The organism is Pseudomonas sp. S2_A02, from assembly GCF_054668495.1.
This window is the reverse complement of sequence record NZ_CP162776.1, coordinates 3,030,871-3,045,000: the sequence shown is the minus strand read 5'-3', so window position 1 is coordinate 3,045,000 and position 14,130 is coordinate 3,030,871. Positions and strand designations below refer to the sequence as shown.

The following is a 14,130-nucleotide window of genomic DNA, read 5'->3' as shown; positions in this document are numbered from 1 at the left end:
GAAAGGGGCCGACCTGCCTGCATGGCATAAGTCTTGCGCCGCTTTCGATAACGTCCAGGCTCGCAGGAGGCACGCCGTGTCGATTCATGTCGCATTGCACCACGTCACGCATTACCGCTACGACCGCGCAGTCGAGCTCGGTCCGCAGATCGTTCGTCTGCGCCCGGCTGCCCACAGCCGCACGCGGATACTGTCGTATGCGCTGAAAGTCTCGCCCGAGCAGCATTTCATCAACTGGCAGCAGGATCCCCAGGGCAACTACCTGGCGCGGTTGGTGTTCCCGGAGAAAACCGATGAGCTGCGGATCGAAGTCGACTTGCTGGCGGAGATGGCGGTGTTCAATCCGTTCGACTTCTTCCTCGAGCCCTACGCCGAAAAGATCCCTTTCGCCTACGCCGCGGATGAGCGCAAAGAGCTGGCGCCGTACCTGGAAACCTTGCCCCTGACGCCGAAATTCAAGGCCTATCTGGATGGCATCGATCGCACGCCGCTGCCGAGTGTGGACTTCCTGGTCGCGCTCAATCAGCGCCTGAGCGAAGACATTGGCTACCTGATTCGCATGGAGCCGGGCGTACAGACCCCGGAACACACTCTCGAGCATGCCTCCGGCTCCTGCCGCGATTCGGCATGGTTGCTGGTGCAATTGCTGCGCAACCTCGGCCTGGCGGCGCGTTTCGTGTCCGGTTACCTGATTCAGTTGACCGCCGATGTCAAAAGCCTCGACGGCCCCTCGGGCACCGAAGTGGACTTCACTGACCTGCACGCCTGGTGCGAGGTCTATTTGCCCGGTGCCGGCTGGATCGGCCTGGACGCGACTTCTGGGCTGTTTGCCGGTGAAGGACACATTCCGTTGGCCTGTAGTCCCGATCCGTCCTCTGCGGCACCGATCAGTGGCTTGGTGGAACCGTGCGAGTGCGAATTCAACCACGAGATGTCGGTCGAGCGGATTTGGGAAGCGCCGCGGGTCACCAAGCCCTACACCGAAGACCAATGGCTGGCGATTCAGGCATTGGGCCGGCAGATCGATGCCGACCTGCTCGAAGGCGACGTGCGCCTGACCATGGGCGGTGAGCCGACGTTCGTTTCCATCGATGACCCGGACGGCGCCGAGTGGAATACCGCAGCCCTCGGGCCGGACAAGCGTCGGCTGTCGGCCGAACTGTTCCAGCGCATGCGCAAGCATTACGCGCCCAAGGGGTTGGTGCATTTCGGTCAGGGCAAGTGGTATCCCGGCGAGCAACTGCCGCGCTGGTCGCTGAACTGCTACTGGCGCCGCGACGGCGTGCCGATCTGGCACAACAGCGCGCTGATCGCCGATGAGCAGGAAGACTACGGCGGCGATGGCGAGTTGGCCGGGCGTTTTCTGGCGAGTGTCGCCGAACGCCTGAAAATTCCGACACGCTTTGTGTTCCCAGCCTACGAAGACAATTTCTATTATCTCTGGCGCGAAGGCGCTTTGCCGCAGAACGTCAGCGCCGAAGACTCTCGTCTCGAAGAGCCTTTGGAGCGTGCGCGCCTGCGCAAAGTCTTCAGTCAGGGCCTGGACAAGGTTATCGGTCAGGTCCTGCCACTGGCGCGCACCGCCAAGGGCGATCAGTGGCAGAGCGGTCGCTGGTATCTGCGGGAAGAACATTGCCGATTGGTGCCGGGGGATTCGCCGCTGGGGTATCGCTTGCCACTCGGCTCACAGCCTTGGGTGAAGGCAGCGGAGTATCCGTTCATTCACCCTGTCGACCAGAATCAGGATCTCCCTGAGCTGCCGGGCACCGACCAGCTACAGAATCACGCTCAACCGCAAACCGCCGACGAGCGTGCGCCAAAGATCGACGAGTCCGCCGACTGGCTGACCCGCACCGCCTTCTGCGCCGAAGCGCGAGAAGGCCGGTTGTACCTGTTCATGCCGCCACTGGAACGGGTAGAGGACTATCTGGAACTGGTCGCCGCCATCGAAGCCACCGCCGAGGAACTGCATTGCCCGGTGTTGCTGGAAGGCTATGAACCGCCGAGCGATCCGCGCTTGAGCAACTTCCGCATTACTCCGGATCCGGGTGTGATTGAGGTCAACGTTCAGCCGTCTGCCACCTGGGATGAGTTGGTGGAGCGCACCGAGTTCCTTTACGAAGAGGCGCGCCAGACTCGACTCACCACCGAGAAATTCATGATCGACGGCCGGCACACAGGCACCGGCGGCGGCAACCATTTCGTATTGGGTGGCGCGACCCCGGCTGACTCACCGTTTCTTCGCCGTCCCGATCTGCTGCGCAGCCTGATCAGTTACTGGCATAACCATCCATCCTTGTCCTACCTGTTTTCCGGATTATTCATCGGCCCGACGTCCCAGGCGCCACGGGTGGATGAGGCGCGCAACGATTCGCTGTATGAACTGGAAATCGCCTTCGCACAGATGCCGAAGCCGGGCGAAGAATGCCCACCTTGGCTGGTGGATCGTTTGCTGCGCAATTTGCTGATCGATGTGACCGGCAACACCCACCGCGCCGAGTTTTGCATCGACAAACTGTATTCGCCGGACGGCGCCACCGGGCGCCTCGGGTTACTGGAATTGCGGGCCTTTGAAATGCCGCCCCATGCGCGCATGAGCCTGGCTCAGCAATTGTTGCTGCGGGCGCTGGTGGTGCGGTTCTGGCGCGAGCCTTATGCACCGCCGAAACTGGCGCGCTGGGGCACAGAGCTACACGACCGGTTCCTGTTGCCGCACTTCATCGAGCAGGATTTCGCTGATGTGATCGTCGACCTCAATGCCGCCGGATACCCCGTGCGAGCCGAGTGGTTCGCGGCGCATCTGGAATTCCGTTTTCCCAAGGTCGGCGATTACGCGGTCAGTGGCATCCAACTGCAATTGCGTCAGGCGCTGGAGCCTTGGCATGTACTCGGCGAGGAGGGCGCGGCAGGTGGCACGGTGCGTTACGTGGATTCGTCGCTGGAGCGTTTGCAGGTCAAGCTCAGCGGCCTGTCGCCCCAGCGTTATCTGCTGACGTGCAACGGCATTCCGGTGCCGTTGCAACCCACGGGGCGGGTCGGTGAGTTCGTCGCCGGCGTACGCTTTCGCGCCTGGCAACCGGCTAACTGCCTGCAGCCGACCATTCCGGTCCACGCGCCATTGGTGTTCGACGTGCTCGACACCTGGATGGGACGGTCGCTGGGCGGTTGTCAGTACCACGTCGCCCACCCGGGCGGGCGCAACTACGACAGCCTGCCGGTGAACGCCAATGAGGCCGAGAGTCGGCGGATGGCGCGTTTCTTCCGTCTCGGACACACGCCAGGGAAACTTCCTATACCGAATCTGGAAATTAACGACGAGCTACCGATGACTCTCGATTTGCGACGTTTCTAAACCCTACGCGACGCTCGGATTTTTCGTCTATCCGGGCGTCCTGAGCCTGCGTTAGTCTGACCGTTCTTTGCTGTCTGCCGAGCTTTCCATGCCTGATCTGCTTGACCGCTACCCGCTGACCGCGGGCACTTATCACGAACTGCTCGACGACAACGGTGCCGTGCGCCCGCACTGGCGGCGGTTGTTCGATCAATTGCAGCGCAGCACGCCAGCGCAACTGGTGCAGCGTCAGGCGCTGCTGACCCGGCAGATCCAGGAAAATGGCGTGACCTATAACGTCTACGCCGACCCCAAGGGCGCCGACCGGCCATGGGAGCTGGACCTGCTACCTCATGTGATTGCCGCCGATGAGTGGGAACAGTTATCGGCCGGGATCGCTCAACGGGCGCGGTTGCTCAATGCTGTGCTGGCGGACCTTTACGGCCCTCAGCGCTTGATCGCCGAAGGCCTGCTGCCGGCTGAACTGGTGTTCGGTCACAACAACTTCCTTTGGCCCTGTCAGGGCATTGCGCCGCCCGACGGGGTCTTTTTGCATCTGTACGCCGTGGATCTGGCGCGCACGCCTGACGGTCGCTGGTGGGTGACGGCGGATCGGACTCAAGCGCCATCCGGTGCCGGTTACGCGCTGGAAAATCGCACCATCGTGTCCCGAGCCTTCCCCGAGTTGTACCGCGATTTGAAGGTGCAGCACCTGGCGGGGTTCTTCCGCACCCTCCAGGAAACGCTCGCCCGTCAGGCACCGAGCGATGACGAAGCACCACTGGTGGTGCTGCTGACGCCAGGACGTTTCAACGAAAGCTATTTCGAGCACTTGTACTTGGCTCGTCAGCTCGGATATCCGTTGGTGGAGGGTGGCGACCTGACCGTTCGGAATGCCACGGTCTACCTGAAAACCTTGAGCGGCCTGCGTCGGGTCCACGCGATCATGCGTCGGCTCGACGATGATTTCTGCGACCCGCTGGAGCTGCGCACCGACTCGGCCCTCGGCGTGCCGGGGCTGCTTGAGGCCGTGCGCCAGGGCCGGGTGTTGGTAGCCAACGCCCTCGGCAGCGGCGTGCTGGAATCACCGGGATTGCTGGGTTTCCTGCCGAAGATTAATCAGTATCTGTTCGGCGAAGAGCTGATTCTGCCGTCTATAGCGACCTGGTGGTGCGGTGAAGCGCCGGTGCTGGCCCAAGCCCTGGAAAAACTGCCGGAGCTGTTGATCAAACCGGCGTTTCCGTCGCAGAGCTTTGCCCCGGTGTTTGGTCGTGATTTGAGTGAAAAACAGCGCCAGGCCTTGGCTGAGCGCATGCAGGCACGTCCTTACGCCTATGTTGCGCAAGAATTGGCGCAACTGTCCCAAGCGCCGATTTGGCAGGCCGAAGGTGGTCAGTTGCAACCGCGAGCCATCGGCATGCGCGTGTATGCGGTCGCCAGTCGGGATGGTTATCGAGTGCTGCCCGGTGGCCTGACCCGGGTTGCCGCCGAAGCCGACGCCGAAGTGGTGTCGATGCAGCGCGGCGGCGCCAGCAAGGACACTTGGGTGTTGGGCGATCGCCCGCCCAGCGGCGAACAATGGAAAGCCCAGCGCAACATTGGCGTTCATGATCTGGTACGACGCGATCCGTATTTGCCGTCGCGGGTGGTCGAGAACCTTTTCTGGTTCGGCCGTTACTGTGAGCGCTGCGATGACAGCGCGCGGCTGCTGCGCATCATGCTCGCGCGCTATGTCGACGGCGATGACCCGCAAGCCCTGGAGGCGGCGGTCGATCTCGGTGAACGCTTGAATCTGTTGCCGGAGGAGGGCGAGTTGCCGGAGCGATTGCTGGCGGCGCTGCTTGGCGATGATTGGCCGTTCAGCCTGCGCTCCAACCTGCAACGCTTGCAGTGGGCGGCGTCGCAAGTACGCGGCAAGCTCTCGCGAGAGAACTGGCAAGCGCTGGTGGAATTGCAGCGCGAAGCCATGGCGCTGGAAACCGACGAGCCGGATTTCGGCGAGTTGCTGGATTTTCTCAACCGGTTGGTGATGTCGCTGGCGGCGCTGTCCGGATTTGCCCTCGACGACATGACCCGAGACGAAGGCTGGCGTTTCCTGATGATCGGGCGACGGATCGAGCGGCTGCAATTTCTCAGCGGCAGCCTGGCCGCTTTTCTGCGTGGCGCCGGAACTTCCGATCAGGCAGGGCTGGAATGGCTGCTGGAGTTGGGCAACAGCAGCATCACCTACCGCTCGCGGTACTTGGCGGTGGCGCAATTGATCCCGGTGCTGGACCTGTTGTTGCTCGACGAGCAGAACCCTCACGCGGTGCTGTTCCAGTTGAAACTGGTGACCCGCACGCTGAAGCGCTTGAACGACGACTTTGGTGCGCCGCGTGAGACAGGTCTGCCGCAGTTGGTGGAACGGCTGGCGCGCTTCGATCTGGGTTGCCTGGAAAACTCACTGTTTGGCGAGGCCAGTGTCCGTGGCGCCATAGAGGGGCTGGCCGATCTGTTGCAGGAGATCGCCGATGCCAGCGGACAAGTGTCGGATCGCCTGGCCTTGCGCCATTTCGCCCATGTCGATGATGTCAGCCAACGCACGGTGTCCGTCTGATGAATGCCCATTACCAGATTCTCCACGACACCCATTATCACTATGACAGCCCGGTATCCCTGGCCCAGCAACTGGCGCATCTGTGGCCGCGGGCCTGTGACTGGCAGCGTTGCACCGATCAGCAATTGCAGATCAGTCCCGATCCGACCTCGCGCCGGGATGAGCTGGATGTGTTTGGTAATCCGCTGACCCGATTGGCATTTGAGCGGCCGCACGATGAGTTGCTGGTCAATGCCAGCCTGACGGTCGAAGTGCTGGCCCGACCCTCATTGGATTTCAATCAATCGCCAGCTTGGGAAGAGACCTGCAACGCACTGACCTACAGCAGTCAGCCGCTGTCTGCTGAATTGCTGGAAGCCTGTCGTTACCGGTTCGAATCACCTTACGTGCACTTGAAGCGCAACTTCGTCGAGTTCTCCGAAAGTTGCTTTCCTCCTGGCCGGCCATTGCTGTTGGGAGTTCAGGCGTTGATGGAGAAGATCTTCAGCGAATTCACCTTCGACGCCGAAGCGACTCAAGTGGCAACGCCGCTGGTGGAAGTGCTGGAGAGGCGGCGCGGCGTTTGCCAGGACTTTGCGCACTTGATGCTCGCTTGTGTCCGCTCCCGTGGATTAGCGGCGCGGTATATCAGCGGCTACTTGCTGACCCAGCCCCCCCCGGGCCAGCCACGGCTGATCGGTGCCGATGCGTCTCATGCCTGGGTGTCGGTGTTTTGTCCGGTGCTGGGCTGGGTGGATTTCGACCCGACCAACAATGTGCAACCGGCGCTGGAGCACATCACCCTGGCCTGGGGCCGGGATTTTTCCGATGTGTCACCGTTGCGTGGGGTGATTCTGGGCGGCGGTAGCCATGATCCAGAGGTACGGGTTACCGTAATGCCATTGGATTAACGAAGATCCAGTGTGGGAGTGAGCAAGCCCGCTCCCACAGAGGGATGTGTTGCTTTTTACGGATGAGGGTTTTCCATGTTCCCGGTTTCAATCAAAGGCGTACTACGATCCCCCGAAGGCCTCGTCGTACTGATGCTCAACGAGCGCGATGAATGGGAGTTGCCCGGCGGGCGAATCGAATTGGGCGAGACAGCACCACAGTGCCTGGCGCGCGAGATCGTCGAAGAACTGGATGTTGAAGTCGCAGTGGGGGAGCCATTGGATTCATATCTGTTCGAGGTGGTCCCCGGCAAACACGTGTTCATCTCCACTTACCGCTGTCAGTTGCTAGGCGGTTTTGTGCCGACGATCAGTCATGAACACAAGGAAATCGGCTTGTTCGATCCGGCGCAATTGCCGGCCAACTTGCCCAAGGGGTATCGCGATTCGATTGGTAAAGCGCTGGGACTGTGAGGGTCAGCAACATCGTTGCTGACCCTGGACACAGATCCGGTGGGCCTGATCAGATCATCGGGCCCTGAGGGTCTCAGGCGTCGGGCGCCTGATCTTTCGGTGCTTCAGTTTCGTCTGTAGCCACTTCGCCTTCGGTATCCGGGTTCAGTGCTGCTGCTTCTTCTTCAGCTGTAGCTTTCTTGCGCTGAAGCTTTTCCTCTTTCTTCTGCTCCTTGGCCAAGTCTCTCTGACGTTTGGCGAAGGAATAATTAGGTTTAGCCATGGGCGATCCTCTGGGGTCGAAGGTGAGGTTGAGCGGCGCATATTCTGCCCTGTATCGATGCCAAGCCGTTAGCTGGGTTTTTGCTCGGTCCATTTTGGCGGTACCGAGGGTTGCCAGGCGTCCAGTGCGTCGAGCAGGGTTTGCGGCGATTCGCTCATTTGCAGCATGTCACGGTGCGCTTCGCGAACGAAGCCTTCGCCGACGATATGATCAAGAAAAGACGTCAATTTGCTGTAGAAACCGTTTACTTCCAGCAAACCCAGCGGTTTTCCGTGATAGCCGAGCTGGCCCCAGGTCCAGACTTCGAACAGCTCTTCCAGCGTGCCAAGGCCGCCGGGCAGAGCGATGAAGGCATCGCTGAGCTCGGCCATTCGCGCCTTGCGCGCATGCATGCCGTCGACCACTTCCAGGCGGGTCAGGCCGCTGTGGCCGATTTCCTTGTCTTTGAGGCTCTGCGGAATGATCCCGATCACTTCACCGCCGGCCGCCAGCGCGGCATCGGCCACAATCCCCATCAGCCCGACGGCGCCGCCGCCATAGACCAGAGTCAGCTTGCGCTCGGCCAATGCTCGCCCCAGGGCGACAGCCGCTTCACGATAAGCCGGGTTAGTGCCAGCGCTGGCACCGCAAAATACACAAACGGACGCTAAAGACATGCCTTACTCCATGGTCATCAGGGCCACAGAGTAAAGGCAGGCTTGCATCGTTCCAAGGGTTAAACCTCGTATTCAGGTGTTTCACAGGTACCACTGGCGCCACAGGCATAAGCGGCGAGCAAACTGCTCAATAAACTGTTGAAAGACATGACAGACGCTCCGGATGAGAGATGACGGCCCTGATGATAGGGCCGTGCCAGACGTCTGGCTGGTAGATTGTTTCGATGAGTGTCATAGCCCGAAAGTTGTATACAATTTTTGATTCAGGTCATAGGAACTTGCGAAGATTTCAGGCAGTCTTCTGTCCATTAGAACGTTTGTTAACCCTGCCTTGGAGATTCACCATGTTTGCCAAACTTGTTGCGGTATCCCTGCTGACACTGGCCAGCAGTCAATTGATGGCTGCCGAGTGCAAGACGACCATCGACTCCACCGATCAGATGTCCTTCAACACCAAGGCCATTGAAATCGACAAAAGCTGCAAGACCTTCACCGTAGAGCTGACCCATTCGGGCAGCCTGCCAAAAAACGTCATGGGTCATAACTGGGTGCTGAGCAAAGAAGCCGACATGCAGCCGATCGCCACCGACGGCCTGGCGGCAGGTATCGACAAGAACTACCTGAAAGAAGGTGATGCCCGCATTATCGCTCACACCAAAGTTATCGGCGCGAAGGAAACCGACTCGGTGACTTTCGACGTGTCCAAGCTTGATGCTGCCGAGAAATACGGCTTCTTCTGCTCGTTCCCGGGCCACATCTCGATGATGAAAGGTACGGTTACTCTGAAGTAATCGAATCAAGCGCATAAAAAAAGCGTCCGTTCGGGACGCTTTTTTTGTGCCTGACGATAGACCCAGTCATCGTTCTTCGCGGGCAAGCCACGCTCCCACAGGATTTGCGTCGTGCCCATTACCGGCGCCCGACACAAAACCTGTGGGAGCGTGGCTTGCCCGCGATGGCGTCGGTACAGACGCCGACGTCCTTATGGGGCAAACGGCATCACACGTTTGTGATGAGTCTTCTTGTAAGTGTCGCAGATGATCTTGAACGCTTCCTCACGCACCGGCTCGCCGTGCAGGAAGGCGTCGATCTCGGCGTAGGTCACGCCGTGGGACGCTTCGTCCGGTTTGCCCGGCGACAGGTCTTCGAGGTCGGCGGTCGGGATTTTTTCCACCAGCGACTCCGGCGCACCGAAGCTGCGGGCAATCGCCCGGACCTGATTCTTCACCAGGCCGCTCAGCGGTGCGAGGTCGCAGGCGCCGTCACCGAATTTGGTGAAGAAGCCCATCACCGCTTCTGCCGCGTGATCGGTGCCGATCACCAGGCCGTGAGCCGCGCCGGCGATGGTGTATTGCGCGACCATGCGCATCCGCGCCTTGGTGTTGCCCAGCACGAAATCCACCGAAACCGCGTGCTTGCCTTCAAAAGCCGCCACTTCGCCGGCCAGGGATTTGACTGCAGGGCCGATGTTGACCGTATGGCGTTCGTCCGGGGCGATGAAGTCCACTGAAGCCTGGGCGTCGTGTTCATCGAACTGCGTTTCGTATGGCAGGCGCACAGCGATGAACTTGTAGCTGCTGTCCCCGGTGCGCTCGCGCAGTTCGCGCATGGCGCGCTGGGCCAGCAGGCCGGCGGTCAGGGAGTCGACGCCGCCGCTGATGCCCAACACCAGCGTCTTGAGCCCGGCATTGACCAGGCAGTCCTGAATGAAGGTAATCCGCCGGGCAACTTCAGCCTCGAGGGCGAGTTGATCCGCAAACGGCGGTTGGACCTTGAGCTGTTCAGCAATCTCACGCTGTACGGCTTGCATGAATTCACTCCTTGCTAGATGGGCTGGAAATGGCGGCAGGTACTTGGAAAACATGTCGCAAATAGGCGACGAAATTCGGGTCTTTGCAGTGAGTCTTGCCAGGCTCATCAGAAATCTTGGCCACTGGCTGGCCGTTGCAGGCCGTCATTTTAAGCACGATGCTCATCGGTTCGACACCCGGAATATCGCACGTCAGGTTGGTGCCGATGCCGAAGCTGACATTGATCCGACCGCGCAATGCCCGAAAAATCTCCAGAGATTTGGGTAGCGTCAGACTGTCGGAAAACACCAGGGTCTTGCTCATCGGGTCGATGCCAAGCTTGTGATAGTGGGCGATGGCTTTTTCCGCCCACTGCACCGGGTCACCGGAATCGTGGCGCAAGCCGTCGAAGAGCTTGGCAAAGAACAGGTCGAAATCGTTGAGGAAGGCATCGGAGGTGATGCAGTCCGTCAAGGCGATTCCCAGCAATCCCCGGTATTCACGGACCCAGCAGTCGAGGGCGGCAATCTGGCTGTCGATCAGCCTCGGACCGAGTTGCTGGTGAGCCATGATCCATTCGTGAGCCATGGTGCCCAGCGGCTTCATGTCCAGCTCCCGGGACAGGTGCACGTTGCTGGTACCGACGAAGCGGCCGGGGAAGTCATGCTTGAGCACATTCACCACTTCTTCCTGTACACGGTACGAGAAGCGACGGCGGGTGCCGAAATCGGCTACTTGCAACTCGGACAATTCGTCCGCGCTGGCGTTGGCGGTCAGCCAGTCGAACTTGCGATAGAGCTGTTCGCGGGCCTGTTCCAGAACGATTTCCCGGTAGCGATAGCGGTTGCGCACTTCGCTGACGAGCGCCAGCAGCGGCACTTCGAACAGAATCACGTGCAGCCACGGCCCGCGCAGACGGATGAACAACTCGCCGTTTTCAATACCGGTATGGATATAGCGCAGGTTGAAGCGGAACAGCCCGAGAAAGCGCAGGAAATCCGGTTTCAGAAAGCTGATGCGCTCCAGGAAACTCAACTGATCGGCACTCAGGCTCAATTCGGCCAGCCGCTCGATCTGAAACCGGATCTCCGCTAGGTACGGGCGCAAATCCTCACTGTTACGGCAACGAAACTCCCATTCGACTTCCACGTTCGGGTAGTTGTGCAGCACCGCCTGCATCATCGTCAGTTTGTAGAAGTCGGTGTCGAGCAGGTTCTGCACGATGCGATCGGCAAACACACTCTCGCTCATAAGGGGTCTCCAGGCTGGCCGCGGCCCTTGGCAGCGACGTTGCAGCTGTTTCAATGAATGGGGCTAGTGGCGCATATCAGCGGTGAGGATTGCCAGCAATTTTTTGGACAACGCAGACTCCTGTGGGAGCGAGCCTGCTCGCGAAGGCTGTGGGTCAGTCAACATTGATGTTGAATGTGGCGGCCCCTTCGCGAGCAGGCTCGCTCCCACAGGGATTGTGTGAAATTTTAGATTTGCGATCCATCCGGGCTATCAATCTGCTCCAGCATCCACTTCACAAAATCCCGCACCTTGGGGACTTCCGCCGAATGCTCCGGATACGCCAGGTAATAGGCATCGGTGCTGGGCATCGCATGCTGCCAGGGGATGACCAGTTTGCCGTCGGCCAATTCCTCCTCCACCAGAAACTTCGGCAGCAGCGCCACGCCGCAGCCGACCTGGGCGGCGCGGATGCACATGTAAAAGGTTTCGAAACGCGGGCCGTGGTAGCTGTGTTCGGTGTGGTAGCCCTGACTGTCGAACCAGTCGTGCCAGGCCTGGGGCCGAGAAGCGTTTTGCAGCAGGACCAGGTCGGTGAGTTGCGTAGGGTCGGTGAACGGCGTGTCCGGCAGGCTGCCCGGTGCGCAGACCGGCACCAGCTCCTCGCCAAACAGCTTCAGGCATTCGGTGCCGGGCCGTGAGCCCTGGCCAAAATAGAACGCCAGGTCGCTACGACCTTGCAGCAAATCATCGGCTTCCTGTTCGCTGCACAGGTCCAGATGGATCGACGGATGGCGCAGGCGCCAGCCTTTCAAGCGCGGCACCAGCCAGCGCGCACCGAAGGTCGGAGGCGTCGAGACCCGCAAGACTTCGGTTTCACCGCCGTAGGAGCGCAGGTAATGGGTCGACATTTCGACTTGGGTGAGGATTTTTCGCACTTCCACCAGGTACAAATCGCCGGCGGGGGTCATTTGCAGGCGTCGACGCACCCGGCGGAACAACAGGTGTTGCAGCAATTCTTCGAGTTGCGCGACCTGTTTGCTGACGGCGCTCTGCGTCAGGTTCAACTCTTCGGCGGCACGGGTGAAGCTTAAATGCCGGGTCACGGCCTCGAAGCACTGCAACGCGGTGATCGACGGCAAGTAGCGTTTATTCAGCATGGGTGGTCCTTTTTCTTGTTTCTCTATGCTCTTTTTTACCGGCAGATTCGCAGCATGAATAAACGGAATGATATCTCTCTTAAAGGTCGTTTGTTGGGTAACCTCCGGGGAGCTAAAACTACAGGTCTGATCAGTCGGGTTAATCCGGCTGCACGTTTTCTGTTTTTTGCTTGAGGAGTGATCCATGGTTGCCGCATTGCTTGATCGTCTTGGTGTGAACCCGGCCCTGTATCAGAACGGCAAAGTGCCGGTGCATTCGCCGATCGATGGCAGTCGTATCGCTGCCGTGAACTGGGAAGGCGCCGCTGAAGTCGAGCAGCACATCAGTCGCGCAGATCATGCGTTCGAACTGTGGCGCAAGGTTCCGGCGCCGCGCCGTGGCGAATTGGTGCGCCAATTGGGTGACATCCTGCGCGAGTACAAAGCCGACCTCGGTGAGCTGGTGTCCTGGGAAGCTGGCAAAATCACTCAGGAAGGTTTGGGTGAAGTTCAGGAAATGATCGATATCTGCGACTTCGCGGTCGGTCTGTCCCGTCAGCTTTACGGTTTGACCATCGCCTCCGAGCGTCCTGGCCACCACATGCGCGAAACCTGGCATCCGCTGGGCGTCGTTGGTGTGATCAGTGCTTTCAACTTCCCGGTCGCCGTTTGGGCCTGGAACGCCACGCTGGCGCTGGTCTGCGGTAACCCGGTGATCTGGAAACCGTCGGAGAAAACCCCGCTGACCGCATTGGCCTGTCAGGCGTTGTTCGACCGCGTCTTGAAGAATTTCAGCGACGCGCCGCCGCACCTGAGCCAGGTGATCATCGGTGGTCGCGATGCTGGCGAAGCGCTGGTCGATGACCCGCGTGTCGCGCTGGTCAGCGCCACCGGCAGCACCCGTATGGGCCGCGAAGTGGCGCCGAAAATCGCCGCGCGTTTCGCCCGCAGCATTCTCGAGCTGGGCGGCAACAACGCGATGATCCTCGGCCCAAGCGCCGATCTGGACATGGCCGTCCGGGCAATTCTGTTCAGCGCCGTCGGCACCGCCGGTCAGCGTTGCACCACTTTGCGTCGCCTGATCGCCCATGAGTCGGTGAAGGAAGAAATCATCACCCGCCTCAAAGCCGCTTACTCCAAGGTGCGCATCGGCCATCCGCTGGAAGGCAATCTGGTCGGGCCGCTGATCGACAAACACAGCTTCGAAAACATGCAGGACGCGCTTGAACAGGCCTTGAGCGAAGGCGGCCGAGTGTTCGGCGGCAAGCGTCAGCTGGAAGACAAATTCCCCAACGCTTACTACGTTTCGCCAGCCATCGTCGAAATGCCGGAGCAGAGCGATGTGGTGTGCAGCGAAACCTTCGCGCCAATTCTGTACGTGATCGGTTACAACGATTTTGAAGAGGCGCTGCGCCTGAACAACGCCGTGCCACAAGGCCTGTCGTCGTGCATCTTCACCACCGACGTGCGTGAAGCCGAGCGGTTCATGTCGGCGGTGGGCAGTGATTGCGGCATCGCCAACGTCAACATTGGCCCGAGCGGTGCGGAAATCGGCGGTGCGTTTGGCGGCGAGAAGGAAACGGGCGGTGGTCGTGAATCCGGTTCGGATGCATGGCGCGGGTACATGCGCCGTCAGACCAATACCGTGAACTATTCGTTGGAGTTGCCGTTGGCTCAGGGGATTACGTTCGACTGACGGCCTCCTTTGAACCCATGAAGAACATTGTGGGAGCGGGCTTGCCCGCGATAGCAATCTGTCAGTCCTCAGATGTTGAATGTGCTG

General features: G+C 60.0%; 11 protein-coding genes. 6 read left to right on the top strand and 5 right to left on the bottom strand.

Going from position 1 to position 14,130, the window contains the following annotated elements; genetic code table 11:
• The first annotated feature begins 76 nt into the window (after window positions 1-76).
• The 4 genes from AB4O41_RS14000 (at window position 77) to AB4O41_RS13985 (ending at window position 7,270) form a co-directional block, all read left to right on the top strand.
• On the top strand, window positions 77-3,352 hold the full coding sequence (locus tag AB4O41_RS14000) for a transglutaminase family protein (protein ID WP_460148157.1): 3,276 nt from the start codon (window positions 77-79) through the stop codon (window positions 3,350-3,352).
• A gap of 88 nt (window positions 3,353-3,440) precedes the next feature.
• The gene (locus AB4O41_RS13995; protein ID WP_460148155.1) at window positions 3,441-5,927 is read left to right on the top strand and encodes a circularly permuted type 2 ATP-grasp protein; all 2,487 of its coding nucleotides are present in this window, start codon (window positions 3,441-3,443) and stop codon (window positions 5,925-5,927) included.
• Window positions 5,927-6,817, top strand: coding sequence for a transglutaminase family protein (locus AB4O41_RS13990; RefSeq protein ID WP_460148154.1), 891 nt, complete (start codon window positions 5,927-5,929; stop codon window positions 6,815-6,817). Before AB4O41_RS13995 ends, AB4O41_RS13990 begins: the two co-directional genes overlap by 1 nt.
• A 75-nt stretch (window positions 6,818-6,892) precedes the next feature.
• Window positions 6,893-7,270 carry an NUDIX hydrolase gene (locus tag AB4O41_RS13985; RefSeq protein ID WP_460148152.1) on the top strand — a complete coding sequence of 126 codons (378 nt, stop codon included), beginning with the start codon at window positions 6,893-6,895 and terminating at the stop codon, window positions 7,268-7,270.
• 73 nt (window positions 7,271-7,343) lie between these two features.
• Here AB4O41_RS13985 and AB4O41_RS13980 read toward each other — a convergent pair whose 3' ends face one another.
• Complete coding sequence (locus tag AB4O41_RS13980) at window positions 7,344-7,532, bottom strand: hypothetical protein (RefSeq protein WP_007902706.1); 189 nt, start codon at window positions 7,530-7,532, stop codon at window positions 7,344-7,346.
• 68 nt (window positions 7,533-7,600) lie between these two features.
• Window positions 7,601-8,188, bottom strand: coding sequence for an LOG family protein (locus tag AB4O41_RS13975; RefSeq protein ID WP_367373966.1), 588 nt, complete (start codon window positions 8,186-8,188; stop codon window positions 7,601-7,603).
• A gap of 344 nt (window positions 8,189-8,532) precedes the next feature.
• Here AB4O41_RS13975 and azu point away from each other — a divergent pair, with 344 nt between their 5' ends.
• Window positions 8,533-8,979 carry an azurin gene (gene azu, locus AB4O41_RS13970; protein ID WP_258697808.1) on the top strand — a complete coding sequence of 149 codons (447 nt, stop codon included), beginning with the start codon at window positions 8,533-8,535 and terminating at the stop codon, window positions 8,977-8,979.
• A gap of 191 nt (window positions 8,980-9,170) precedes the next feature.
• Here azu and nadE read toward each other — a convergent pair whose 3' ends face one another.
• The 3 genes from nadE to AB4O41_RS13955 all read right to left on the bottom strand — a co-directional run bounded on the left by nadE (window position 9,171) and on the right by AB4O41_RS13955 (window position 12,368).
• Entirely contained in the window at window positions 9,171-9,998 is an 828-nt protein-coding gene (gene nadE / locus AB4O41_RS13965; protein ID WP_460148150.1) for an ammonia-dependent NAD(+) synthetase, read from the bottom strand.
• Window positions 9,999-10,002: 4 nt separating this feature from the next.
• Window positions 10,003-11,229 (bottom strand): nicotinate phosphoribosyltransferase, encoded by a 1,227-nt coding sequence (gene pncB / locus AB4O41_RS13960; protein ID WP_048396150.1) that lies wholly within the window; start codon window positions 11,227-11,229, stop codon window positions 10,003-10,005.
• Between the two features lie 227 nt (window positions 11,230-11,456).
• Entirely contained in the window at window positions 11,457-12,368 is a 912-nt protein-coding gene (locus tag AB4O41_RS13955; protein ID WP_460148149.1) for a LysR family transcriptional regulator, read from the bottom strand.
• Window positions 12,369-12,552: 184 nt separating this feature from the next.
• Between AB4O41_RS13955 and amaB the strand changes: the two genes are divergently transcribed.
• A complete protein-coding gene (gene amaB / locus AB4O41_RS13950) occupies window positions 12,553-14,043 on the top strand; it encodes an L-piperidine-6-carboxylate dehydrogenase (protein ID WP_123358666.1) in 1,491 nt (496 codons plus the stop codon).
• The last annotated feature ends 87 nt before the right edge of the window (window positions 14,044-14,130 follow it).